The sequence below is a fragment of the Brevibacterium ammoniilyticum genome (genome assembly GCF_038429965.1).
GTDB classification, from domain to species: Bacteria; Actinomycetota; Actinomycetes; order Actinomycetales; family Brevibacteriaceae; genus Brevibacterium; species Brevibacterium ammoniilyticum.
The window spans coordinates 83,910-108,157 of sequence record NZ_BAABNP010000005.1; the positions used below are offsets into that span (position 1 = coordinate 83,910).

The 24,248-nt window shown below is 68.1% G+C and carries 19 protein-coding genes; 8 read left to right on the forward strand and 11 right to left on the reverse strand.

The annotated features are described in order from the left end of the window. Positions 1-3: 3 nt before the first annotated feature. Positions 4-477: a dUTP diphosphatase gene (dut, locus tag AAHA49_RS07400; protein WP_339392850.1), complete on the reverse strand. Its 474-nt coding sequence runs from the start codon at positions 475-477 to the stop codon at positions 4-6. 65 nt (positions 478-542) lie between these two features. Between dut and AAHA49_RS07405 the strand changes: the two genes are divergently transcribed. Next, positions 543-998 carry a DUF3093 domain-containing protein gene (locus AAHA49_RS07405; protein WP_342037824.1) on the forward strand — a complete coding sequence of 152 codons (456 nt, stop codon included), beginning with the start codon at positions 543-545 and terminating at the stop codon, positions 996-998. 96 nt (positions 999-1,094) lie between these two features. On the opposite strand, the gene AAHA49_RS07410 is transcribed toward AAHA49_RS07405, so the two are convergent. After that, a complete protein-coding gene (locus tag AAHA49_RS07410) occupies positions 1,095-1,394 on the reverse strand; it encodes a DUF4193 domain-containing protein (RefSeq protein WP_009376994.1) in 300 nt (99 codons plus the stop codon). 290 nt (positions 1,395-1,684) lie between these two features. Here AAHA49_RS07410 and AAHA49_RS07415 point away from each other — a divergent pair, with 290 nt between their 5' ends. Next, the gene (locus AAHA49_RS07415; protein WP_339392852.1) at positions 1,685-1,924 is read left to right on the forward strand and encodes a hypothetical protein; all 240 of its coding nucleotides are present in this window, start codon (positions 1,685-1,687) and stop codon (positions 1,922-1,924) included. Positions 1,925-2,112: 188 nt separating this feature from the next. Here AAHA49_RS07415 and AAHA49_RS07420 read toward each other — a convergent pair whose 3' ends face one another. Further along, positions 2,113-3,222, reverse strand: a complete 1,110-nt coding sequence (locus AAHA49_RS07420) for a ferrochelatase (protein WP_342037825.1) — start codon at positions 3,220-3,222, stop codon at positions 2,113-2,115. Between the two features lie 168 nt (positions 3,223-3,390). Between AAHA49_RS07420 and sepH the strand changes: the two genes are divergently transcribed. Next, positions 3,391-4,500 (forward strand): septation protein SepH, encoded by a 1,110-nt coding sequence (gene sepH, locus AAHA49_RS07425; RefSeq protein WP_342037826.1) that lies wholly within the window; start codon positions 3,391-3,393, stop codon positions 4,498-4,500. On the opposite strand, the gene cydC is transcribed toward sepH, so the two are convergent. The 3 genes from cydC to AAHA49_RS07440 are packed head-to-tail and all read right to left on the reverse strand — an operon-like array spanning position 4,475 to position 10,607. Next, on the reverse strand, positions 4,475-8,002 hold the full coding sequence (gene cydC / locus AAHA49_RS07430) for a thiol reductant ABC exporter subunit CydC (protein ID WP_342037827.1): 3,528 nt from the start codon (positions 8,000-8,002) through the stop codon (positions 4,475-4,477). The two genes, sepH and cydC, sit on opposite strands and share 26 nt — an antisense overlap. After that, on the reverse strand, positions 7,999-9,021 hold the full coding sequence (cydB, locus tag AAHA49_RS07435; RefSeq protein ID WP_342037828.1) for a cytochrome d ubiquinol oxidase subunit II: 1,023 nt from the start codon (positions 9,019-9,021) through the stop codon (positions 7,999-8,001). Before cydB ends, cydC begins: the two co-directional genes overlap by 4 nt. Positions 9,022-9,035: 14 nt before the next feature. Beyond that, positions 9,036-10,607, reverse strand: coding sequence for a cytochrome ubiquinol oxidase subunit I (locus tag AAHA49_RS07440; protein ID WP_425286506.1), 1,572 nt, complete (start codon positions 10,605-10,607; stop codon positions 9,036-9,038). 253 nt (positions 10,608-10,860) lie between these two features. On the opposite strand from AAHA49_RS07440, the gene AAHA49_RS07445 reads away from it, so the two are divergent. Together AAHA49_RS07445 and AAHA49_RS07450 are read left to right on the forward strand one after the other, a co-directional pair. Next, the gene (locus tag AAHA49_RS07445; RefSeq protein ID WP_342037920.1) at positions 10,861-11,223 is read left to right on the forward strand and encodes a BlaI/MecI/CopY family transcriptional regulator; all 363 of its coding nucleotides are present in this window, start codon (positions 10,861-10,863) and stop codon (positions 11,221-11,223) included. Positions 11,224-11,242: 19 nt separating this feature from the next. Next, positions 11,243-12,136, forward strand: a complete 894-nt coding sequence (locus AAHA49_RS07450; protein WP_342037829.1) for a M56 family metallopeptidase — start codon at positions 11,243-11,245, stop codon at positions 12,134-12,136. Between the two features lie 38 nt (positions 12,137-12,174). Here AAHA49_RS07450 and AAHA49_RS07455 read toward each other — a convergent pair whose 3' ends face one another. Next, on the reverse strand, positions 12,175-14,286 hold the full coding sequence (locus tag AAHA49_RS07455) for a DNA gyrase/topoisomerase IV subunit B (protein WP_342037830.1): 2,112 nt from the start codon (positions 14,284-14,286) through the stop codon (positions 12,175-12,177). Positions 14,287-14,435: 149 nt separating this feature from the next. Between AAHA49_RS07455 and AAHA49_RS07460 the strand changes: the two genes are divergently transcribed. After that, entirely contained in the window at positions 14,436-15,257 is an 822-nt protein-coding gene (locus tag AAHA49_RS07460; protein WP_342037831.1) for an N-acetylmuramoyl-L-alanine amidase family protein, read from the forward strand. 164 nt (positions 15,258-15,421) lie between these two features. Here AAHA49_RS07460 and AAHA49_RS07465 read toward each other — a convergent pair whose 3' ends face one another. Both AAHA49_RS07465 and AAHA49_RS07470 read right to left on the reverse strand, forming a co-directional pair. Beyond that, positions 15,422-16,936 carry an RNA polymerase sigma factor gene (locus tag AAHA49_RS07465; RefSeq protein ID WP_342037832.1) on the reverse strand — a complete coding sequence of 505 codons (1,515 nt, stop codon included), beginning with the start codon at positions 16,934-16,936 and terminating at the stop codon, positions 15,422-15,424. Positions 16,937-17,587: 651 nt separating this feature from the next. Further along, a complete protein-coding gene (locus tag AAHA49_RS07470) occupies positions 17,588-18,817 on the reverse strand; it encodes a DUF4192 family protein (RefSeq protein WP_342037833.1) in 1,230 nt (409 codons plus the stop codon). 164 nt (positions 18,818-18,981) lie between these two features. Here AAHA49_RS07470 and AAHA49_RS07475 point away from each other — a divergent pair, with 164 nt between their 5' ends. Both AAHA49_RS07475 and AAHA49_RS07480 read left to right on the forward strand, forming a co-directional pair. After that, entirely contained in the window at positions 18,982-19,770 is a 789-nt protein-coding gene (locus AAHA49_RS07475; RefSeq protein WP_342037834.1) for a spermidine synthase, read from the forward strand. A gap of 143 nt (positions 19,771-19,913) precedes the next feature. Continuing rightward, a complete protein-coding gene (locus AAHA49_RS07480) occupies positions 19,914-22,124 on the forward strand; it encodes a HelD family protein (protein ID WP_342037835.1) in 2,211 nt (736 codons plus the stop codon). Positions 22,125-22,423: 299 nt separating this feature from the next. Here the strand turns inward: AAHA49_RS07480 and nrdR are convergent, their stop codons facing one another. Together nrdR and hisD are read right to left on the reverse strand one after the other, a co-directional pair. Then, positions 22,424-22,921, reverse strand: a complete 498-nt coding sequence (gene nrdR, locus AAHA49_RS07485; RefSeq protein ID WP_339392864.1) for a transcriptional regulator NrdR — start codon at positions 22,919-22,921, stop codon at positions 22,424-22,426. Position 22,922: 1 nt separating this feature from the next. Further along, entirely contained in the window at positions 22,923-24,224 is a 1,302-nt protein-coding gene (gene hisD, locus AAHA49_RS07490) for a histidinol dehydrogenase (protein ID WP_342037836.1), read from the reverse strand. Positions 24,225-24,248 lie beyond the last annotated feature (24 nt).

A 24,248-nucleotide genomic window follows, 5' to 3' on the forward strand; every position in this document is an offset into this window, starting at 1 on the left:
CCTTCACTCCACTGTATTGCCGAGGCCGGACACGACTCCGCCGGTGGAGCCGAAGCCGCCGACGCCGCGATCGCTGTCGTCGAGGCTCTCGACGACGCGGAAGTCGGCCTGTCTGACCTCTTGGATGATGAGCTGGGCGATGCGGTCTCCGCGGGAGATGCGCATCGGCACCGTCGGGTCGAGGTTGATCAGCGGCACCTTGATCTCACCGCGGTATCCGGAGTCGATGGTCCCCGGCGCGTTGACCACGGTCACCCCGTGCCTGCTCGAGAGACCCGAGCGGGGGTGGACGAAGCCCGCATGTCCGGCGGGCAGTGCGATCGCCACTCCGGTGGGCACGACTCTGCGCTCGAAGGGTTCGAGCGTGAAGTCGATCGCGGAGCACAGGTCGGCTCCTGCGTCCGATGCGTGCGCGTAGTTCGGCGGGGTCATACCCTCGTCGACGAGTGTGATGTCGATCTGCAAGCCTTCTGTCACAAGGATGCACTCTAGTCCCCCAGCCTGAACGCTTCAAAAACCTGCCCTGTGGGACAATGGAGCACATGGCTCAGACTCATACCGAACCGCAGGTCGCCTACCAGGAGAAGGTGCGCCCCTCCGTCGGCGCGTGGGTGCTCGTCGCGATCGGCGCAGGCTCCACGGCCCTCATGGTCCTTCCCGTGTGGACGCTCGGCGCCTTCGTCCTGCCCGTCATCACCTTCGCGCTCCTGGGCTGGTGGATGCGGTCCCTGACCGTGACGATCATCGTCACCGCACAGAGGCTCTACGTCGGCGAGGCCCATATCGACCGCGCGTTCATCTCCGGTGCCCTGGCGCTCGACACCGAGGCGGCCCGCACCGCCAGCGGCACCGGCCTCGACGCCCGCGCCTTCCTCGTCACCCGCCCGTGGGTGAAGACGTCCGTGCGCATCGACATCGACGACGTCAACGACCCCACCCCGTACTGGCTCGTCTCGAGCCGTCACCCGCGCGAACTCGCCGCCGCCCTCCAGCCCTGACGGTCCCGCAGGCGCGGTTGCCTCCCCCGGACGGACTCCCCCAGGAAACGAAAACGCGCCCCGGAAGGGCGCGTTCGTGACGTCGAGAAGTGAGGCTCAGCCTGCGCAGTCGGTGCAGATGAGAATTCCGCCCTCATCGCTGGCCAGCTGCGAGCGGTGACGGACGAGGAAGCACTCCATGCACGTGAACTCGTCGTTCTGCTTCGGCAGCACGCGGACGGAGAGCTCTTCGTTCGACAGATCGGCACCCGGGAGTTCGAACCCTTCGGCCGCCGCCGTCTCGTCCTCGTCGATCTTGCTTGCCTGCGCCTGCGAGCGCTGCGCCTTGAGCTGCTCGATCGAGTCGCTCTTGATTTCGTCGTCGTGCTTGCGAGGTGCGTCGTAATCGGTTGCCATATGGCCTCATCGCTCTCTGTCGGGTGTGCTGAAAAGGAGATTCAGCCCCTGTCGCCTATCGTGTCCCCAGCATTGTGCACTGTATGGTACCCATTGGCAAGGGCAGATGATACCCTGTCGCAGTGATTCTCGTCACCATGTGACGGACACACATACGACTCTCGAAAAGCTCTGCGACAATGCAGAAGCCGATGCTGTGCGTGCGCGCCGGCCTCGGAGAGCTACGAACACACGTCGGCGATGACTCAACCCCATCCCCGACCGCCTATCCCCGGAAGGACGGATGCACGATGAGTGAATTCGCAGACCAGCTGGACAGCAGGATCGACGATGTTCGTCACCGCTTACAAGACGCCAGGTCCGCCGGAGACGACTACCTCGTCGAGAACCTCATCGACGACCTCGAGAACCTCCTCGAACTCGCCGATCGCAACGATGTCGACACCGGACCCATCGTCGAGGTCATCAAGGCCGAAACCGGCGCTCTGCCGATCATCCCGGAACCCGAGGATCCGCGCATCCAGGGCTGACGCCCGCCGAGGCGGCAGCACAGAAGGCGGGAGCCCTCCGAAATCGGAGGGCTCCCGCCTTCGTTCGTGCGCGGCGCGGCCAGCCGGCTCAGGCACTCACCCAGTTCGCTGCCTCAGGCGCGCGCCCAGTTCGCTGCCTCAGGCGCGCGCCCAGTCCGCTGCCTCAGGCACTCGCCCGGCCGGTTGCCTCAGGCACTCGCCCAGTTCGGCAGGGTGGGCTTCTCGACCCGTCCGCGGCAGCACGCAATGCTGCAGGCCCCGCTGCCCGGGCTCAAGGCCGTGGTTCCGGCGATCGCCGGCGTCTCGACGCTTTCTCCGCTCAGCTGCGCGATTCGCTCCTCGACGAGGTCGACGAGACCGGCGACGAAGGTCGGGTGCGTGCCGACGGTGGCCACGCGGGTGAACGCGAGACCGAGTTCGGCCGCGGTCTCCTTCGCCTCCGTGTCGAGGTCGAAGGCGACCTCCATGTGGTCGGAGATGAACCCGATGGGCACGAGGACGACCCCGGTGACGCCTGCCTCGGCGAGCTCTGTCATCCGGTCGTTGACGTCGGGTTCGAGCCACGGCACCGACGGCGGGCCGGACCTGGAGCAGTAGACGAGTTCGGCGGGCAGACGCTGCCCGTCATTGAGGCCCTTGAGCAGCCAGCCCATGAGCTCCTCGTGCTGCGCCTGGTAGCCGACGGTCTCGACCGCCGAGGCGTCCTGCATGACGTCGGGGATCGAATGGGTGACGAAGAGGATGCGGTGGCGCTCGGGATCGAGCGCGCCGACCTGGGCGGCGAAGTCAGCCAGGCCCTCGGTGAGCAGGGCGGCGCACGCCTCCGCATAGCCGGGGTGGTTGTAGAACTGGCGGATCTTGTCGAAGCTCACCTCGACCCCCTCCTCGGCGAGGGCGGTCACGGTGCCGGCGAAGTCCTCGCGGTACTGCCGGCACGAGGAGTACGACGAGTACGCGGAGGTGTCGATCGCGAGGAAGCGGCTGCGGCCGTCGGCGGCCTCGGCGCGGGCGACGTCGGTGAGGTACGGGGCCCAGTTCCGGTTGCCCCACACGAGCGGAAGGTCGAGGTCACGGCGGGCGAGCTCGTCGCGCAGCGCGGCCAGCAGGGCCTTGTTCTGGTCGTTGATCGGGGACTTGCCGCCGAACCCGTAGTAGTGCTCACCGACCTCCACGAGCCTCTCCTCAGGGATGCCGCGGCCCGCGGTGACGTTCTTGAGGAAGGGGACCACCTCCTCGGGAGATTCCGGTCCGCCGAAGGACATGAGGACGATGGTGTCGATGGGAGCTGTCGTATTCACGACAGCGATTTTACAGGCTGTAGAGATCCCCTGCCCGTTGTCCGCACCCTGAGCGGAAACGACTCACGGGCGGCCCGGATTTCGCGACTCGCGAGGAAATCTGCGGGCCTGCGGGGCCCGGACGTGACACGATGCAGGGTGAGACGCGATGACAAGGAGCGAAGGCGAATGCGTGAACTGATCTTGCACGGGGTCGACGCCGACGGCACCCATCTGCTCCTCGGCGATGACTCCGGGGCGCAGTACCGATTGGCACTCGACGAGTCGCTCTATGCGGCTGTGCGCAGGGACAGGGCCGTGGTGCGCTCCGATGCGCCCGTGCGCCCCCGCGACATCCAGGCGATGATCCGCGGCGGAATGAGCGCCGAGGAGGTCATCGCGGCCACCGGCGCCGACGCCGAGCAGGTCCGCACCTACGAACGCCCGGCGCTGGCCGAACGCGCCCACATGGCGCACACCGCGAGCCGTCACCCCATCTACTCCGACCACGACCCCAATGGCGATCCGACTCCGCTCGTCGAACTCGCCCAGACGCGCCTGGCGATGCGCGACGTCGACATCGAGACGATGGACTGGGATGCGTGGAAGCAGCAGGACGGCAACTGGTATGTGGAGCTGAGCTTCATCGCCGCCGACCGCAAGCGCACCGCCGGCTGGAACTACTACCGGGGCTCGCTCACCGCCCTCGACGACGAGGCGAAGTGGCTGGCCGATTCCGGGCCGACGGACACCGGTCCGATCCCCGGCTACAGCTCCAACGGGTCCCGTCGGACGACCGAGGAGATCGAGACTCCGCAGCCGGAGGCTCCCGCCGAGGCGCGGGCCGAGCGCCCCGCCACACTCAGCGACCATCAGGCCGAGACCGGCCGCATCCTGGAGAACCTGCGCCGCCGTCGCAGCCGCTCCGAGGACGACGACGAGCCGCGGGGACGTCTGCGCGCGGTCACCGAGGATCCCGAGACTCACCCGCAGGGCGCCCACACCGCGCCGGGACGTCCCGAGGACGCCACCGACGACGAGGTCATCGCCCTCGAGGATCGTGCTTCGACCCCCTCCTCGGCGTCCGGTGACGACGGTGCCTCCGGCGACGACGAGCAGGAGCCGACTCAGGAGGTCGGAACCTTCGACGACGACAACCAGCTCTCCCTGCTCAATGAGCCCGGCGTCAGCGACGGCGTCGATGCGCCCAAGGAGAGCGAGTCGCGGTCGAAGAAGAAGGGCAGCCGCGCCTCGATCCCGAGCTGGGACGAGATCATGTTCGGATCGAAGCGGGACTGACCTCGGCGCCGAGGCGGATCACCCGGTCAGCCGGCTCGATGAGGCTGCGGTCGTGGGTGACCATGATGACTGTGCGATCGTTCAGGCTTGAACGCAGATCGCCGATGAGGCGGTGCGCGGTCTCCGCATCGAGGTGAGCGGTCGGTTCGTCGAGGACGATGACCTCGGCGCCGGTGAGCAGTGTGCGCGCCACGGCGAGCCGCTGCCTCTCTCCGCCGGAGATCTCCGCACCGTGGTCGCCGACCCAGCGGTCGAGCCCGGCAGGCGTCGCCCAGTGTCCGAGTCCGGCCGCCCGCAGCGCGGCGAACATCGCCGCATCATCGGGGACCGTCTGTGGGGCCAGGGCGAGGTTGCCGCGCACCGTCGAGCGGAACACGTGCGCTTCCTGCGGGCACCACGCGACCCGACCGGCGAGCTCTTCGGGTCCGAGGTCGAGGACGTCGATGCGCTCTCCGCCCCCCTCCCCTGCCTCGTAGGTTCCCGCCCACGGGTCGATGAAGCGCAGGAGGACGCTCACCGACGTCGTCTTCCCGCTTCCGCTGTCACCGCACACGAGCGTCCACGCGGAGTCGTCGGCGGTGAGGTCGAGGTCCTCGAGCACGGGCACACCGTCCCAGCCGACCGTGATGTCGGTGAGTTCGAGGTCGGTGAGGGGTGGGCGGGACTCGATAGCGTCGCTGCCGGATTCCGATTCGGCCTCGGGTTCGGCCTCCGTGGCGAGAGAATCGGCGGTCCGGGGATCGCCGGTGACCGGGGGCAGCCGGTCGAGGGCGATGCCGAGCGCCGGCATCTGCCGCCACGCCCCGAGCGCCGAGGCGAAGACGTCGGCGAGGCCGAAGGTGATGAGGACGACGACGGCGAGGATCTCCGTCGCGGCGTTCGAGGTCAGGGCGATGACGATCGCCGCCAGCACCGTCGACGCCTCGATCCACAGCTGGGCGATTCCGAGGTGGAGCGCCGAGGCCCGCTGTGCCGATTCGAGTTCGTCCTCTGCCGCGGCGAGGCTGCGGCTCACGGCGGCGTCGGCACCGTTGGCGCGCAGGTCGGCCTTCGCCGAGAGCGCACGGGTGAGCAGGGACAGGATCCGGGCTCGGCCGGCGTGCATGCTGGTCGACAGGGGCGCCTCGGCGCGAACGTAGACGAGCGGGACCACGACGACGTTGACGAGCGCGAGAAGCAGGAGGATCGGCACCGATTTCGGGTCGAGGATCGCTGCGGCGATGATGACCGCGGTGACGACGAGCACGGTGACCACAGGCGGGAAGAGCGTGCGCGGCACGAGATCGCGGACCTCGTCGGCGTCGGCGACCATCGTCGTCAGCGCCGAGTCGGAGGAGAGCATCTTCCGGTCGCTCATCCCCGCCCGTTCGAAGTGCGACCACAGCACCGTGCGCAGACGCCCGAGCGAGCCGAAGACCGCCGAATGCAGATTGAGCCGGCTGACGTAGAGGAGCACGGAGCGGCAGAGACCGAAGAAGCGGACGCCGACGATGGCGACGAGCAGAGTCATGATCGGGGGCCCGTAGGAGGCCTCGACGATGAGCCACGCGGAGACCGCGGTCAGGGAGATCGCGGCGAGGCTCGCCGCGCACGCGGTGAGCAGGGCGATGACCATCGTCCCGGTGAACAGGGGCAGAGTCGCGTGCAGCTTCCGCCAGCGGGTGCCCCAGGTGTCCGGGTTCGCCGAGGCGGTCCGGGGCGGATGCTCAGGCGCGACGTTGTCGCTGGGGTGGACCGAGTCCAGGGTGGCTGAGCCCGCAGCGACGTCTGCGCCGGCGTGCCCGGCCTCGGAGGCGGTGGCCGTCGCGACCGGGACGGGATCGGTTCCGGTCCGGCCGGGGGCCGACGACCGGACTTCGGTCGGGACCGACGCGGTCGAGGACTGCCCGGCCACGGACCCGTCGGCCGCGGAGACTTCAGCCTCGACGGTGTCCTCGCCGGAGGAGAGCACCGGCGTGATCGTGTCGTCGGCCAGCGCGAGGACCCGGGGATCATGGCTGGCGAGCACGACACGGGTGTGCACGGCCGCCTCGGCGATCACGCTGATGATGATCTCGGCGTTGTCGTCGTCGAGGTGGGCGGTGGGTTCGTCGAGGACGAGGAGGTCGGCGTCGTCACGCATCCGGGCGAGCAGACGCACGAGTGCCAGCCGGCGCAGTTGTCCGGGGCTGAGCGCCGCGGTCGCCACCGAGGTGTCGAGGGGCAGCCGAGCCGAGGCGAGGGCGGGGGCGGCTTCGTGTTCGCCCACCCCGAAGGCTGCGAGCTCTTCGGCCACGGTCGTCCCGTAGGTCCGCGGGCTCTGCGGGACGAGGGCGGAGGGCACCGGGGCGATCGTCGTCTCGGCCCCAGCGGGCAGGCTGCCGGTGAGCGCGGAGAGCAGGGTCGTCTTGCCCGCCCCGGAGGGTCCGAGCACGGCGGTGATGCCAGGAGTTCGCGGCACAACCTCTGACCAGGAGACACTCGTCCCGTCGGCGTAGACGACCCGGTGGTCGGCCTCGGCGGCGGACGGACGAGACCCGGCGGCGACCTCGGCAAGGCGGTCGGATCTCGGACGTGACCCGGCGGAGTCGCCGTCGGAAGCGGAGTCACCGTCGGCGATGAGCGTCTGCGCCCGGTCGAAGGCCTCCCGACCGTTCTCGCTGGCGTGGAATCCGGCGCCGAGCGCCCGCAGCGGGATGAAGCATTCGGGGGCGAGCAGGAGGGCGAGGAGTCCGGCGCTGAGATCCATCGACCCGGAGACGAGGCGGACGCCGATGACCACGGCGACCAGCGCCACGGAGATCGTGGCGATGAGTTCGAGGGCGAGACTCGAGAGGAAGGCGATGCGCAGCGTGGCCAGGCTCGCCGAATGGTAGTCCGAGCTCAGCCGGCGCAGGGTCCGGGCATGCTCGCGGGAGCGACCGAGGCCGATGAGGACGGGCAGGCCCTCGGCGAGTTCGGCGAGATGGTCCGAGAGCCTCTCGAGGGCGCGCATGCTCTGCTGCGTCGTCTCCTCGGTGTAGCGGCCGATGAGGATCATGAACAGCGGCACGAGCGGGAGGCAGGCGACGATGATGATCGCGGAGAGGACGTCGGCGAAGACGATGCGCACGAGCAGGACCACGGGCACGACCGCGGCCTGCGCGAGGGCGGGGACGACGGTGGTGAAGTAGTCGTCGAGGTCGTCGATGCTGCGGGTCACAGTGACCGCGGCCTTCGCCCGGGGCTGGCCGGGCCGGCGCATGAGGGTGCCGAGGATCCGGGAGCGCAGGCCCCGCTTCGTCTCAGCGGCCTGAGCGGTGCTCAGACTCTGATCGGCCCACAGGCTCGCCCCGCGCAGGCAGGCACCGAGGACGCCGAGGACGACCCAGAGCGAGACGTCACCGAGGTCGAGGATGGTGCGCACGAGCGCCTCGGCGATGAAGACGATGCCGATCGCCCGGGCACCGGCAGAGGTGACTGCGAGAAGGAGCGACCTCCTGCCCCTGGGCAGGGACAGGAGGATCGACAACGGCGAGCTCACGAGCGGATCGCCACCGGCACCCGATGGGCGTCGGGGATGTGCGATTCGGTCAGCCTGCCGAGGAACTGGCGGTAACTGTAGATCTGGTAGCCGAGGACGATCGGCAGGAAGATCACCGTGACGACGAGCATGACGCCGAGCGTGTAGTCCGAGGACGACGCGGTGGTCACGGTCAGCGAGAACGCCGGGTCGAGCGACGACGGCAGCACGTTCGGGTAGACGCTGGCGAACACGGAGGCCATTCCCGCGAGCAGGAAGAGCCCGTGGAGGAAGAACGCCCGCTTCTCGGCTCCGGCCCGAATCGAGACGTAACCGGCGATGAGCGCTGCCAGCGCGATCCCGACCGGGATGACGAGCCAGGTGCGGCTGAAGATCGAGAGCGCGAACCAGATGAGCATCGGCACACCGCAGACGAGCATCGCCTTCGTCGCCCAGCGGCGCGCCTTCTCCCGCAGCTCGCCGTCCGTCTTGAGGGTGAGGAACAGCAGTCCGTGGACGAAGCAGAAGGTCACTCCGGCCAGACCGCCGAGGACGGCGGGCCAACCGAACCACGCGAACGCTCCGCCCTCCATGTCGCCGTACTCGTTGAGCGGGAGACCGGTGGTGGTGATGACGAGGAGCGCGCCGACGAGGAAGGCGGTGACGAACGAGCCGATGGCCATCGCCCACGTCCAGAAGTTGAGCCACCTCTGCGAGTTGCCCTTGCCGCGGTATTCGATCGCCACGGCACGGAAGATCAGCCCGAGCAGGGCCAGAGTGAGCGGAATGTAGAGGGCGCTGAAGAGCGAGGCGTACCAATGCGGGAACGCTGCGAACATCGCCCCGCCGGCGGTGATGAGCCACACTTCGTTGCCGTCCCAGACCGGACCGATCGAGTTGAGCAGGACGCGCTTGCCGCGCTCGTCCTTGGTGAAGATCGGCATGAGCATGCCGACGCCGAGATCGAAGCCGTCGAGGAAGAGGTATCCGATCCACAGGACTGCGATGAGGACGAACCAGATCGTCGCAAGAATCTCCATCTGTCTTCTCCTCCTCAGTACGCGAACGACAGCACGTCGTCGTCGTTTCCGGTGATCGTGGGCTTCTTGTTGGTCTCAGCGAGTTCGGGCATCGCCGAGGCGACACCTCCCCTGATGTACTTCGTCAGCAGCTTGAGCTCGACGACCATCAGGCCTCCGTAGACGAGGGTGAGGCTGATCAGTGAGAACAGCAGCATCGCGGGTGTCACCTGCGGTGAGATCGCCGCTTGGGTGAACATGTACACCCCGTCGAGCTGGGCCGGGTTAGGGGCGACGACGAAGGGCTGGCGGCCCATCTCGGTGAACACCCAACCGGCGGAGTTCGCGATGAACGGCGCGGTGATCGCCAGCAGCGCTCCCCGCATCATCCAGGCGGATGCGGGCACGGTGCCCTTGCGGGTGATCCACAGGGCCAGGGCGCAGACGCCGGCGGCGATGATGCCGAAGCCGATCATGGCCCGGAAGCCCCAGTAGGTGACGATCATGATGGGCTGGTAGTTGATCTCCTCGCCGGCCCTGTCGCCGTAGCGCGGATCATCGGGGATGGTCGTGCCGTAGCGCTCCTGGTATTCCGGCAGCAGGGTCGTCACACCGTGGACGGGCGTGGTGAAGTCGCCCTTGGCGAGGAACGAGAGGAGACCGGGGATCTCGAGGACGTTCTGGACCTGCGAGCAGTTGTTCGACGCGGGGTCGCCGATCGTGAGCACGGAGAACTCGGTGCCGTCGTGGCACGCACCCTCGGCCGAGGCCATCTTCATCGGCTGCTGCTCGAACATGAGCTTGGCCTGCACGTCGCCGGTGATCGCGACGCCGGCGAACGCGATGATGCCGGTGATCGCGCCGATGCGCAGCGACTTGATCCACACCTTGTAGTCGATCTTGTCGCGGCCGGGGACATCGGGGGCGGAGCCGACGACGACTCGACCGTCCTTGCCGACGGTGTCGATGCCGTCCTTGCGGCGCCGGTAGAGGTGGTACCACGCGATGCCGACGAGGAAGCTGCCGCCGACGGCGACGGCGCCGAAGAGGGTGTGGGTGTAGGCCGCGATCGCGGTGTTGTTGCTCAGCACCGCCCAGACGTCGGTCATCACGGGTTTGCCGTCGACGAGTTCGACGCCGACGGGATGCTGCATCCACGAGTTCGCGACGATGATGAAGAACGCCGAGATCCACGAGCCGATGACCGCACACCACAGCACGGTCAGGTGCACGGGACGGCTGAGCTTGCCCCAGCCGAAGATCCAGAGTCCGAGGAACGTCGATTCGAGGAAGAAGGCGATGAGCGCCTCCATCGCCAGCGGAGCGCCGAAGACGTCGCCGACGAAGCGCGAGTACTCGCTCCAGGCCATGCCGAACTGGAACTCCTGGACGAGGCCGGTGACCACGCCCATGATGAAGTTGATGAGGTAGAGCTTGCCGAAGAACTTGGTCGCCCGCAGGTAGACCTCGTTGTCGGTCCGGTGATACATCGTCTGGAGGATCGCCACGAGCATGCCGAGCCCGAGCGTGAGGGGAACCATCCAGAAGTGATAGACCGTGGTGATGCCGAACTGCCAGCGACCGATGAGCACCGGGTCCAGTTCCATGGGCTTCTCCATATCTGTCGTCGAGGGGAATCTTTCTACAACACGTAGAATTCTACGCCTGGTAGAAGTCTGACAATCACCGTCTCACAGTGCGACTCGTCACGTCCCGCCATCTGCTCCGTCGGCGGAAGACACTCCGCGGGACCAGGCGGAATCCCGCCCGCGCCGAGGCCGACCTCACATGGAATTCGACACCGTGTAGAGGTAGAATGGCAGGGCAAGTCGGATGGTCGGCACAAAGGACAAGGACACCGTGGGAACACTGGGCGAACTCGAACGCAGCGTCATGGACGCCATCTGGGTGCATGACGACGGCTTGAGCGCCGCTGAGCTGCGTGACGCGCTCGCCGATCGCGATCTCGCCTTGACCACGATCCACACCGTGCTCACCCGGCTGGAGAAGAAGGGCTTCGTCACCCGCGATCGGAGCATCCGCCCGCACCGCTACCTGGCCGTGTCCACGCGCGAGGACCACGTCGCCGAGCTCATGACCGAGGTGCTCTCGCAGGCGCCCGATCGCCAGGCCGTGCTCGCCCGCTTCCTCGGCACCGTGACCGAGGCCGATGAGAAGACCCTGCGCAACCTCCTCGGACGCAACCACACCTCCCGTTCCTGACAGCGGGGCGGGTTCCACCATGATTCTCGTGGGATGCCTTCTGGCGATCCTCGCTTTCCTGCTGGCCTGGCCCGTGCCGGCGCTGCTGCGACGCTTCCGCAGCGACCCCATCTCCGAGGTGATCCTCTGGCAGGCCGTCGGCCTCTCAGGTGGTCTCTCGCTCATCGGCACGGCACTCGCCTTCGCCGTCGACCCGGCCGCCTCGAGTCTGCCCCAGGGTCTGTGGGATCTGGTGCGCGGCGAGGCCCACGCGAAGCTGTCGATCTTCGCGTGGATCTTCCTCATCATCGCGCTCGTGCTGATCGGACGCCTCCTCGGGTGCCTCGCGCTGACGTTCTTCTCAGCGCGGCGGACTCGACTCCGTCATGCCGAGATCCTACACCTGCTCAGCGAGCCGTCCCAGAACTATCCCGACACGCGCATCATCAGTTCCGATGAGGCCGTGGCCTACTGTCTGCCGCAGGGTCCGCGGAAGGGCACAGCCGTGCTCTCGACAGGGCTGCTTGAGGTCCTCAGCGAAGACGAGCGCTCAGCGGTGATCGCCCACGAGAAGGCGCATCTCGATTTTCGTCACGATATCCTTGTCATTCCCTTCGCCGCCTGGCACCGGGCGCTCCCGTTCTTCTCGGCCACGGCGATCGGGCTGAACTCGGTCAATCGGCTCATCGAGTTCATGGCCGACGATCAGGCCCGCGACCGCATCGACCCGGAGGTGCTGGCCCGGGCCGTGGCAGCGGCCGCACGGATCAGCCCGGACCATCGTGAGGCGCTGAGCGCCGAGCGGATCATGCGGCTCTCGCAGCCGCGCCACCCGGCGCGGGCGATGGTGAGGCTGTTCTCGTGCATGGCGGCCGCCGGACTGCTCCTCATCCCGACGGTCCTGCTCTTCGTTCCCGTTCCGTCCCTGCCCTGAGTTCTCCCGCGGCGAGGTGACGCCGCCGCGGCGGTGCCTCAGCTGTCGATGCGCTCGGCGTCGAGGATCGCCGCACCGGAGACGATGAACTCCTTCCGGGGACCCACCGAGGAGCCCATGAGGAGTTCGAAGGTCCGCTCCGCCGCCTCGGCGTCGGCCATCGTCACCCTGCGCAGGGTGCGGTCGGCGGGATCCATCGTCGTCTCCGCCAACTGGTCGGCGTCCATCTCGCCGAGTCCCTTGTAGCGCTGGATCGGCTCCTTGTACGTCTTCTTCGACTTGTCGAGCTTCTTCAGCAGCGCGTGGAGCTCGGCCTCGGAGTACGTGTAGACGATCTCGTTGGGGGTGCCCCGCTTCGTGACGATCTCGACGCGGTGCAGCGGGGGGACGGCGGCGAACACGCGGCCCTCCTCGACGAGGGGCTTCATGTAGCGGAAGAAGAGCGTGAGCAGCAGTGTGCGGATGTGCGCGCCGTCGACGTCGGCGTCGGTCATGATGATGACCCGACCGTAGCGCGCGGCTTCGAGGTCGAAGCTGCGACCGGAGCCGGCGCCGATGACCTGGATGAGCGCCGCGCATTCGACGTTGGCGAGCATGTCGGCCAGCGACGCCTTCTGCACGTTGAGGATCTTGCCGCGGATCGGGAAGAGCGCCTGGTAGTCGGAGTTGCGGGCTGCCTTCGCGGTGCCCATGGCCGAATCGCCCTCGACGATGAACAGCTCGGTGTTCCCTACCCCGCTGTCGCGGCAGTCGTAGAGCTTCGCCGGCAGGGACGAGGCTTCGAGCGCGGTCTTGCGCCGTTGGTTCTCCTTGTGGGTGCGTGCGGAGATCCGGGACTTCAGCTCCGCGACGACCTTCTCCATGAGGACGGCGGCCTGCTGCTTCTCCGCGCGCTTGGTCGAGGAGAGGATGCCTCCGAGCTGCGTCTCGACGGTCTTCGCGACGATCTGACGGACCGCGGCCGTGCCGAGGACCTCCTTCGTCTGGCCTTCGAACTGCGGTTCGGCGAGCTGGACTGTGACGACGGCGGTGAGACCGGCGAGGACGTCGTCCTTCTCGAGACGGTCCTTGCCGAGTTTGAGCTTGCGGGAGTTGGCCTCCACAGCCTTGCGCATCGCTTTGAGCGTCGCCTGTTCGAACCCGGCGAGGTGGGTGCCGCCGTGCGGGGTCGCGACGACGTTGACGAAGCTCTTGATCTTCGTGTCGTAGCCGGTCCCCCAGCGCAGGGCCACGTCGACGCCGACCTGGCGTTCGACCTCCTTGGACACGAGGTGTCCGGAGGAGTCGAGTACGGGGACGGTCTCCTTGAACGACCCGGTCGACTGCATCCGCCACGTGTCGGTGATCGGCGGGTCGATCGAGAGATGGTCGACGAACTCGGTGATGCCGCCGTCGAAGCGGAAGTCCTCGACGCGTTCGGCGATGACCGCCCCGGTCTCGTCCCGGGCGACCCCGCGACGGTCGACGATCGTGAGTTCGAGGCCGGGGACGAGGAACGCGGTCTGGCGGGCACGTTCGACGAGGTGCTGGTAGTCGAACTGGGCGCTGCCGAGGAAGATCTGCGGATCGGCCCAATAGTGGACCTTCGTCCCGGTCACCCCGCGCTTGGCCTTGCCGACGATCTCGAGGCCGGTGGCCTCCTGGAACTCCTCGAAGGGGTTGTCGGGGCCGGGAGTGCCGGAGGAGTCGTCGAAGCGGCCGGGCACACCTCGGCGGAAGGACATCTTGTGGATCTTCGATCCGCGGGTGACCTCGACGTCGAGGCGGGCGGAGAGGGCGTTGACGACGGAGGCGCCGACGCCGTGGAGGCCGCCGGAGGCCGCGTACGAGCTGCCGCCGAACTTGCCGCCGGCGTGGAGCTTGGTCATGACGACCTCGACGCCGGTCAGTCCGGTCTTCGGTTCGATGTCGACGGGGATGCCGCGGCCGTGGTCGGTCACGGCGACGGAGCCGTCGGGTTCGAGCTCGATGAGGATGGAGGACCCGAACCCGCCGAGGGCCTCGTCGACGGCGTTGTCGATGATCTCCCACAGGCAGTGCATGAGCCCGCGGGAGTCGGTCGTTCCGATGTACATTCCCGGCCGCTTCCGCACGGCCTCAAGGCCGGACAGCACGGACAGATGGCGGGCGCCGTAGCTTTCCTCTTCCACACTCTTCCTCTCGTTCGATTGAATTCTAATCGCCTGCCGTCCGCTCACGCGGGTGCGGGGCCGCCGTGTCGGCGATCAAGCGCAGCATCGGGGGGCATCCTCGGCGCCGACACGGTCTGCGCGGACAACATCCCTGGGACAATGGGTCCATGACCGATCGACGGCCGACCCTGCGCGCGGCACTCGCCCTGTGCGGGTGCGGCGTCCTTCTGCTCACCGGCTGCGCCTCTCCCACCCCTGCCTCCGACGAACCGACCCGGGTCTCCCCCGAGTCCATGGGCACGAGCGCCTCGGCGAGTCCCACCGCTTCGGTCGGCGTTGTCGGAGCGGACCTGTCGGGGAGGACGATCGCGATCGATCCCGGTCACAACGGCGGCAACGCGAAGGATCCGGAGGCGATCGCGAGTCCCGTGCCCGACGGCCGGGGTGGGACGAAGGCGTGCAACACGACCGGCACGGCCACGGACTCCGATTACGGGGAGTCCGAGTTCGCGTGGTCGGTGGCGGGCTTCCTCAGAGACGATCTCGAAGCCGCGGGGGCGAGCGTGATCCTCAGCCGCAGCGGCGACGACGGCGTCGGGCCCTGCGTCGACGAGCGCGGCACCTTCGCCGATGACGCGGACGTGCTCGTGAGCATCCATGCCAACGGCAGCGAATCGACGGAGCCCAAGGGCTTCCACATCATCGTCGCCGACCCCGGGAAGTCCCGGAAGCTCGAGGACGAGTCGACCCGCCTCGCGAAGTCTCTGAGTGGGTCGATGGCCGCGGTATTCACACCGAACAAGGCCTATGGGAAGGACGCGATCAGTCCGCGTCCCGACCTCGCGGGTCTCAACAACGCCTCGGTACCCGCCGTCATCGTCGAGTGCGGGGAGATGCGCAACCCCGATGAGGCGGCGGTAATGGAGTCCGAGGACGGACGACGGCGGTACGCCGAGGCGATCGCCGCCGGCATCGGCGACTGGTTCTGATCGCGTCGCCGGGGCGTGTCGTCCGCAGCCGGCATGGGCGAGGCCGGAGATGGGTCCACGGCTGTGTCTGCGCCGGCAGGTGACATTCCCGTTCGCATATGCGACGACGTCGGGCACAGCGCCGAAAGGCGCTGTGCCCGACGTCGTCGGTCGGCTGAGGGTGATCAGTCGAGGTAGTCGCGGAGGACCTGCGAGCGGGACGGGTGGCGCAGCTTCGCCATCGTCTTCGACTCGATCTGGCGGATCCGCTCACGGGTGACGCCGTAGACCTTGCCGATCTCGTCGAGCGTCTTCGGCTGACCGTCGTTGAGTCCGAAGCGCATCGAGACGACGCCTGCCTCGCGCTCCGAGAGCGTGTCGAGGACAGAGTGGAGCTGCTCCTGGAGGAGGGTGAAGCTCACGGAGTCCGAGGGCACGACGGCTTCGGAATCCTCGATGAGGTCGCCGAACTCGGAGTCGCCGTCCTCGCCGAGCGGGGTGTGCAGGGAGATCGGCTCACGGCCGTACTTCTGCACCTCGACGACGCGTTCGGGCGTCATGTCGAGTTCCTTCGCGAGCTCCTCGGGGCTCGGTTCGCGGCCGAGGTCCTGGAGCATCTGGCGCTGGACGCGGGCGAGCTTGTTGATGACCTCGACCATGTGGACGGGGATGCGGATCGTGCGCGCCTGGTCGGCCATCGCACGGGTGATGGCCTGGCGGATCCACCACGTCGCGTAGGTCGAGAACTTGAAGCCCTTCGTGTAGTCGAACTTCTCGACGGCGCGGATGAGACCGAGGTTGCCTTCCTGGATGAGATCAAGGAAGAGCATGCCGCGGCCGGTGTAGCGCTTCGCGAGTGAGACGACGAGGCGGAGGTTCGCCTCGAGCAGGTGGTTCTTCGCGATGCGCCCGTCGTGGATGATCCACTTGTAGTCCATCGTCACGCGCGGGTCGCTGACCTCGCCCTCCTCGAGGAGGTGCTCGGCGTACATGCCGGCCTCGATGCGCTTGGCGAGGTCGACCTCCTCGGCGGCGTTGAGCAGGGCCACCTTGCCGATCTGCTTGAGGTAGTCCTTGACCGGGTCGGCGGTCGCACCGGCGGAGACGACCTGCTGGGCGGGGGCGTCGTCCTCGTCGGCATCGGAGACGATGAAGCCGCCGGCCTCGGTGACCGCGGCGTTCTTCTCCTTCTCCTCGGAGTTCTTCGTCTCCGTCGACTCGGAGGGGCTCTGCTCGGTCGCGAGCGCATCCGCGGTGGGTTCGACCTCTTCGGTCGACTCGATGTCCGCGTCGGACTTCTTCTTCGTGCTCGCGGTCTCGGCCTTGGTCTCAGCCTTCTTCGCTGTGGTCTTCTTCGCGGTGGTCTTCTTGGCCGCGGTCGTCTTCTTCGCGGGAGCCTTCTTCGCCGGCTCGGTCTCCTCGGCTGCCGCCTTCGCAGTCGCCGACTTCGCGGTCGTCTTGGCTGCGGTCGTCTTCGCGGTCGCGGACTTGGTCGTCGAGGCCTTGGCGGTCTCTGACTTGGTCGCCGTCTTCTTCTCCGTCGTCGACTTCTTCGCCGCGGTCGTCTTGGCTCGCGTGGTCGACGACGCCTTCGTCGTCTTCTTTCCCTTCGCCGCTGTGGTCGTGGATCCACCCGTGGACGCCGTGGCGGACGATGCCTCCGACTCCTCAGTCACCGTTTTCCTGTCGACTGTCGGCACGTGTTCACCTTTCGCGAGCGTTCATACTTCCCGATTGCACCAGGACATTACTAAGACCCTTGTCAAGGGGGCGCAGAGTTCGTGCCCGTTGGGGCGAGCGCACAGCTCTCCCAATATGCAATGACAGGGTCAACGCACAATCCTCGCACGTTATTCCTTGCCCTGTCCATTCCTTCGGGACACATCGACATGGTGTGCAGACGGTGCCCAGTCGGTGCGCGACTATTCATACCTCCAGCAGGACGTCCCACCTTCCGCGCGACTTGCAACGTCGGGCACGACAACCTCGGTGGAGCTTTGCATGAACCACCCCCAGCTCTGCTTCCTACCCGTGCAAAGGTAGGAAATGCGACTGAGGGTGGCGTGTGATCGTGCGGTCCCTCGCCGAGGTGGTCCCACCGGGCGGGCGTCGCGCATCCTGCAGGGCGTCGGCCGTCCGTGTCGCGGCGGCGCAACCTCGGCGGAGCTCGGCACACACCACCCTCAGCAGCAATTCATACCCTTGCAAAGGTAGGAAATGCAGCTGGGGGTGGTGTGTGGTGATGGGACCTCGCCGAGGTGGTCCCGGGCTGAGGGTGGTGTGCAGTCGAGGGGTACCTCGCTGGGGCGACGTGTGACGCGGCGGCGCAGCCTTGGTGCTCCCGTGCGAGGTCAGTGCCGGAGGGGGCGGGCGCCGGTGCGCTTCGACATCAGCCACTGCGGCAGATAGCCCTGACTGACGGCGGAGATGATGAGCTGCGCCATGGCATGGTCCGGTTCGAGGGCGAGCGCGGCGAGCGCATACTGCTCGGCCATCGTCGACCCGCCCAAGGTCCAGTGGAACCACGCGATGACCCCGTACGCGGTCGGAACGACCGCCGGATCCGCCCACCGCACGTACGCCTCGAGGAAGTCGATGGAGAGCAGGAGGTCCCGCGTCCGCGGGGCTCTGGGCGAGAGGCCGATCATCTGCTCGACCGCCAGCCGCGAGGTGCCGCAGCGCCGGGCATGCCGGGCGAGCTCCCCGGGACCGAATCGGCACATCCGCTTGGGCAGGAAATCGGGATGGTCGAAGCTGAGGATCATCTCGAGCACATCGCGCGACCATTTCGCCGCGAGCAGCCGATCGAGGACGCGGACCGCATCCGGGGTGACCAGCGACCTGAGCCGCTCCCGATCGATGGTCTCCTCCCCTCCCCGCAGCTCGAGCAGGTGAGGGTAGAGCTCGCCGAGGCGGTCGAACGCGGTCGCGATGCTCAGCTCTCCCCCGTGGCTCAGCTCTCCCCCGTGTCCGGCCGACCGGAATGCCGCGGCCTCGGCGGCATCGGCCGGCTTGACGACGAGGGCGTCGGGTCCGGCGGCCGGGGCCGAACCGGTCGAGACGAGTTCGGTCGCGCACGCCGAGGACTGAGCGAGTCCGATGTCGGTGCCCATGTCCGCGCTGTCGTCGATGCGCCCGAAGAGACCCCCGCTGACCCACCATGCGCACAGCGTGGTGATCCCGCCGTCGGCGAGCGCCGTCGCCATCTCATCCGTGGCCGCGCGCACGAGACCGCGGTGCATCCGCGCATAGTCGTCGTCGGTGCCGTCCTCGTCGCGGTCGGTCCAGTCCCGTTCCGGTCCCGACCCGGCCGGGGTGTACGCCTCGTCGTAGAGGACGAGGAAGACCCCACTGGGTTGGCAGGCCCGGCACACCAGGTCACGCAGCCACTCACCTCCCTCCGCAAGGGTCATCGCCGCCGTCTCGAGGTCGAAGTCGACGCGCAGGGTGGTCCCGCAGGACTGCACGCCGTCATCGTCGGTGACGACGAGGATCGCGACGAGGCTGCTCTCCGGGGTGTATCCGAGGGTGTGCGGCACGATCCCGATGAGATCTTCGGCCGTCTTCGCTGGAGTGTCCATGCCACCAGTCGACGCCCGCACCGCCGACGCACACCAGACCCCGATTCGGCCCTGTGGATACCGCTGGTGCATGCACAGCCGATCCGCACACGAGTGGGCGGCGCCGTCCACACGCCCCATCGGGGCGAATTGCCCTCGGGACCGATCTGACATACAAGTGTGGGGTGGCGAAGAGACGGATATTCACAGCACCGAGCACACAAGTCGTCGACATCGCGACCGGACAGGCGCGGTTGGAGAAGGTCGACGGGGAACCCGACAGCTATGTCCTCCACGTCAACGGCGTGCCGTCGTCGTCGATCACCTTGAGCGATCCCGCGCGCCTCGACTTCGAATACCTCGACTGGATGGCCCGGATCATCGACGTCGTCACCGACGGCTCTCTGCGGGCCATCCACCTCGGCGCCGCCGGGTGCGCCCTGGCCCGCGCCCTCGATGCGACGCGTCCCGGCTCGCGGCAGACGGCGATCGACATCGATCCGATCCTCATCGATCACGTCCGGCAGTGGTTCGATCTCCCCCGCTCCCCCGCACTCGCCCTGCGGGCAGGCGACGCGGCCGCAGAGATCGCGACATTCCGGGACGACACCGCCGACGTCATCGTCCGTGACGCCTTCTCCTTCGACTCCGTCCCCGAGCAGCTGGCGACCGAGGAGTTCTACGCCGACTGCGCCCGGGTGCTCAGACCGTCGGGCCTCTTCCTCGCCAATGTCCCCGACTCCGGTGACCACAAGGTGCTGCGCGAGGAGATCAGGGCCGCCGCCTCGGCGTTCAACCATGTCGCCGCCGCCTCCGAGTCCGGGGTGCTCAAGGGGCGCCGCCGTGGCAACGTCGTCATCGCGGCCGCACAGGATCCCCTGCCCGATGCCGCCCTCGATCGGAGCCTGCGGACGGCTCCGACGATGGCGGTCTGGCTCGACGAGGCCGCACTGCTCAGTCGTATCGGCCGGTGAGCGCATCCGCGTGAGCGGCCACGATCCGAGCGGGTCACCGACCGCCCACCGGCCGGGTCTCCTATGGCGACGCGTCCGTGTGACGGCTCGACTACTCCCCTCGGCGAAAGTTCGGCATAATTGAATGCCGATTGGAAGGTGAGATGAGCGAGACTTCAGAAATCCACGTCGAACAGAACAAGCTCGACGAACTCTACGCCCGGCTCGACGAACTGCGCGATGAGACGACCGCCCGCTTGGGGACCGTCCGGATCTCCGAGGTCGGAGGGAACCACCAGCACCGCAGCGAACGCGACGCCTTCGCCACCATGTACGAGGACCAGCTCATCCGCCTCAACAGCGCCGAAGACGGCCTGTGCTTCGGTCGCCTCGACTTCAAGGACTCGCCCGAGCCGAGCTACATCGGCCGCATCGGCCTCACCGACGCCGACCGCAAGCAGATCCTCATCGACTGGCGGGCGCCGGCCTCCGAACCCTTCTACCAGTCGACAGCGGCGAACCCGGAGGGCGTCGTCCGCCGCCGCCACCTCGTGACGAAGAACCGCCAGGTCACCGATGTCGAGGACGATGTCCTCGACATCGACGCGCTCGACGACTCGCAGCGTTCGGCCCTGCAGGGCGAAGGTGCGCTCATCGCGGCGCTGACCACCCACCGCACCGGTCGCATGGGCGATATCGTCGCCACGATCCAGGCCGAGCAGGATGCGATCATCCGGCAGCCGCTCCAGGGCGTCCTCGTCGTCCAGGGCGGACCCGGCACTGGCAAGACCGCGGTCGCCCTCCACCGCGCCGCCTACCTCCTCTACCGCCACCGGGAGCGGATCGCGAAGTCCGGCGTCCTTCTCGTCGGGCCCTCCCCCGTGTTCCTCAAGTACATCGAGAAGGTCCTGCCAAGCCTCGGCGAGACCGGAGCGCTGCTGCTCACCCCCGGACAGCTCTACCCCGGCCTCGACACGGAGATCTCCGACGACCCTGCGGTCGCCGAGGTCAAGGGCCGATCGGTCATGGCGCGGGTGCTCGCGAGCCACATCGCGAACTACGAACGCGTCCCCGACCACGACGAACGTCTGCGCGTGGGGTCGCACACAGTGCTGCTGCGCCGGCGCGATGTGCGTTCGGCTCGGGAGCGGGCCCGCCGCAGCGGGGATGCCCACAATGCGGCGCGCACCGGCTTCGTCTCCGGCCTGCTCAAGACCCTCGCCGAGGATCTCGCCCAGCAGATGGGCCTCGACGGCGCGGGCGAACGCCTGCCCGAACTCATGGACGAGCTGCGTTCGAGCGTCGACGTCCGCCGGGCGCTCAACCTCGCATGGTTCCCCATCAGCCCCGGTGACGCCCTACGGTCCCTGCTGTCGAAGCCGCACAAGCTCGAGGCCGCGGCCGCCCGCCTGCTCACCCCGGCCGAGCAATCGCTCATCGTCCGCGCCCCGAACGCACCGCTGACCATCGAGGATGCGCCGCTGCTCGACGAACTCGCCGAACTCCTCGGCACGACCCCGCAGCAGACCGCGGCCCGTGACGAATCGGCTCGCGAGTACGCCGAGGCGGTCGTCGACATGACCGAGACCTCCGCGATCGTCAGCGCCGAGACGCTGGCCGCCCGCTGGGAGGAGGCGGGACCGGCGACGACCCTGGCCGAACGCGCGATCGAGGACCGGGAGTGGACCTACGGCCACCTCGTCGTCGACGAGGCCCAGGAGCTCTCGCCGATGCAGTGGCGTGTGCTCTTCCGCCGGGTGCCCTCGAAGTCGGCGACCCTCGTCGGCGACCTTGCGCAGGCCTCACACGCCGACAGCTCCCGGACCTGGGCGTCGATCCTCTCCGAGTTCGTCGGCGACCGGTTCGCCCTCGAAGTGCTCACGGTCTCCTACCGCACCCCGCAGGCCGTCATGGATCTGGCCAACCGCTACCTCCACCGGCACTTCCCGCAGCTCGAGCTCGTCGAATCCGTCCGCCAGGGCGGCCATCCGCCGACGCTCACGCGCTTCGCGGACTCCCCCGCCCTGCTCGCCGCGCTCTCCGTGGCGACCGCCGAGGAGGTCGCCGCTGTCGAGGGCGGGAAGATCGCCGTCATCGCGCCAGAGGTCCTCATCGATCCCGTCGCCGAGGCGCTCGCAGGCTTCGACATCGGACGTTCAGCGGCCGGTCTCGACCACCAGATCGCCGTCATCACCCCGCAGCAGGCCAAAGGCCTCGAGTTCGACTCCGTGCTTCTCGTCGAACCCGGTCTCATCGCCCCGCCCGGCGGTGACGACGGGGTGGGCGCCCTCTACGTCGCGCTCACCCGCACGACCGATCGCCTCGGCGTGCTCGCCTCGGTACCGACGGAGCTGAGCGAACTCGGACTCGACTGAACAAGCTCGGATTCGACTGAGCGAACTCGCGCTGACCTGCCGGCGCGACTGCGACCGCTCGCAAGAAGTCCCCCTGTCACGGACACGTGCCGTGCGCTGGGACCTCCTGCGAGCGGTCGTCCGCATTCAGGGTGTCTCACCAGGGCCGACAGTGAAGGCCCCGGAGACGTAGAAGGCCGCTTGACGGTTCGGCTTCCCCTCCGAACCGCAAGCGGCCACGCGCCATAAGCACGCACTGACAATGGTACACAACTATGGACGTAATCGAGGAATTTCGTCAGAGAATTTCCGCGGAGATCTCAGTCCGCGAAGTCCTCGGGCACTGCTTCGCGCGAATCGCCCGAGCGCAGAGCGGCATCGGCACGCAGGGAGTCGATCGCCGCTTCGAAGTCCTCGAGCGAATCGAAGCCCTGGTAGACGCTGGCGAAGCGCAGGTAGGCGACCTGGTCGAGCTCACGCAGCGGTTCGAGGATGGACAGGCCCACCTCGTCGGCGTCGATCTCCGCGATTCCCTTCGACCGGATGTCCTCTTCGACCTTCTGTGCGAGCTTCGCGAGGTCGTCATCACCGACCGGGCGTCCCTGGCAGGCCTTGCGCACCCCGGACATGATCTTCTGGCGGGAGAACTCCTCCGTCACGCCTGAGCGTTTGATGACGGAGAGGCTCGTGGCCTCCATCGTCGTGAAGCGGCGTCCGCAGTGCCGGCACTGCCGCCGGCGGCGGATCGCCGCACCGTCTTCGCTCGTCCGCGAATCGACCACCCGGGAATCGGACTCCCGGCAGAATGGACAGCGCATATCACTCCTCGAAGCGGATGCTCACGGCACGTCCGTGAGCCGGAAGGTTCTCGGTCTCCGCCAGTGCGGCGACGTGGCCGGCGACCTCGCCGAGGGCGGGAGCCGAATAGTCGATGACCTGGCTGACCTTGAGGAACGAGTGCACCCCGAGCCCGGAACCGTGTGCGGCGGTGCCCATCGTCGGCAGCACGTGGTTGGATCCGGCACAGTAGTCGCCGAGCGCCACCGGCGAGTACGGTCCGACGAAGACCGCTCCCCCGTTGACGATCCGCGCGGCCACGGCGCGGTCATCGGCCGTGTGGATCTCGACGTGCTCACCGGCGTACGCGTTGACCACGGTCACCGCGTCGTCGAGGTCGTCGACGAGGACGAGCGCCGACTGCGCACCGGAGAGCGCCGTGCGGATCCGCTCGGCGTGCGCGGCTTCGGGGGCCTGGCGGTCGAGCTCGGCGGCGACGGCCTCGAGCATCGCTTCGGAGTCGGTGACGAGCACCGAGGCGGCGAGCTCGTCGTGTTCGGCCTGGCTGATGAGGTCGGCTGCGACATACGCCGGGTTCGCGCTCGCATCGGCGAGCACAATGATCTCGGTGGGTCCGGCGACGGCGTCGATGCCGACGTGGGAACGCACGAGGGACTTCGCAGCGGCGACGTAGGCGTTGCCGGGACCGGTAATGAGGTCGACCGGTTCGAGGACCTCGGCGTCGTCGAAGCCATAGGCCAGCGCCCCGATCGCCTGGGCTCCGCCCATCGCCCACACCTCGTCGACTCCGAGCATGTGCGCGGTCGCGAGCACCACCGGGTGCGGCAGGCCCGAGGCCTGCGGGGGGCTGGCGATGGCCAGGGACGACGATCCAGCCGCCTGGGCGGGCACGACGTTCATCACCACGGTCGACGGGTAGACGGCGAGGCCGCCGGGCACGTAGAGGCCGACGCGTTCGATCGGCAGGCTGCGGGTCGTCACCCGGGCGCCGGGGGCGAGCTCGGTGACGACGTCGGCGGGCCGCTGGGCTTTGGCGACCGTGCGCGTGCGGGCGATGGTCTCCTCGAGAGCCGCCCTGACCACGGGATCGAGATCAGCGGCCGCCTGCTCGAGGGCCGCCGGGGGCACCCGCAGCGCCGCCGGCCGCACACCGTCGAAGCGCTCCGTGAGGTCGAGGACCGTCGCGGATCCGCCGGCGGCCACCTCGGCGAGGAGGTCGGCGACCCGACGTTCGACGTCGGCATGGGTCTCCGCCGCCCGAGGCAGTCGCTGCCTTAAGAATCGTCTGCTCAGGGTCTCACCGCGGAAGTCGAGAATATTCACCAGACCATTCTAGTCCCGGGCCCA

Coding starts and splice junctions, on each gene's coding strand:
- AAHA49_RS07460 (WP_342037831.1), top strand. CDS start 14,436: ATGACCGATCGACGGCCGACCCTGCGCGCGGCACTCGCCCTGTGCGGG.
- AAHA49_RS07440 (WP_425286506.1), bottom strand. CDS start 10,607: ATGGAACTGGACCCGGTGCTCATCGGTCGCTGGCAGTTCGGCATCACC.
- AAHA49_RS07415 (WP_339392852.1), top strand. CDS start 1,685: ATGAGTGAATTCGCAGACCAGCTGGACAGCAGGATCGACGATGTTCGT.
- AAHA49_RS07470 (WP_342037833.1), bottom strand. CDS start 18,817: ATGGACACTCCAGCGAAGACGGCCGAAGATCTCATCGGGATCGTGCCG.
- cydB (WP_342037828.1), bottom strand. CDS start 9,021: ATGGAGATTCTTGCGACGATCTGGTTCGTCCTCATCGCAGTCCTGTGG.
- sepH (WP_342037826.1), top strand. CDS start 3,391: ATGCGTGAACTGATCTTGCACGGGGTCGACGCCGACGGCACCCATCTG.
- AAHA49_RS07405 (WP_342037824.1), top strand. CDS start 543: ATGGCTCAGACTCATACCGAACCGCAGGTCGCCTACCAGGAGAAGGTG.
- AAHA49_RS07410 (WP_009376994.1), bottom strand. CDS start 1,394: ATGGCAACCGATTACGACGCACCTCGCAAGCACGACGACGAAATCAAG.
- AAHA49_RS07480 (WP_342037835.1), top strand. CDS start 19,914: ATGAGCGAGACTTCAGAAATCCACGTCGAACAGAACAAGCTCGACGAA.
- nrdR (WP_339392864.1), bottom strand. CDS start 22,921: ATGCGCTGTCCATTCTGCCGGGAGTCCGATTCCCGGGTGGTCGATTCG.
- AAHA49_RS07450 (WP_342037829.1), top strand. CDS start 11,243: ATGATTCTCGTGGGATGCCTTCTGGCGATCCTCGCTTTCCTGCTGGCC.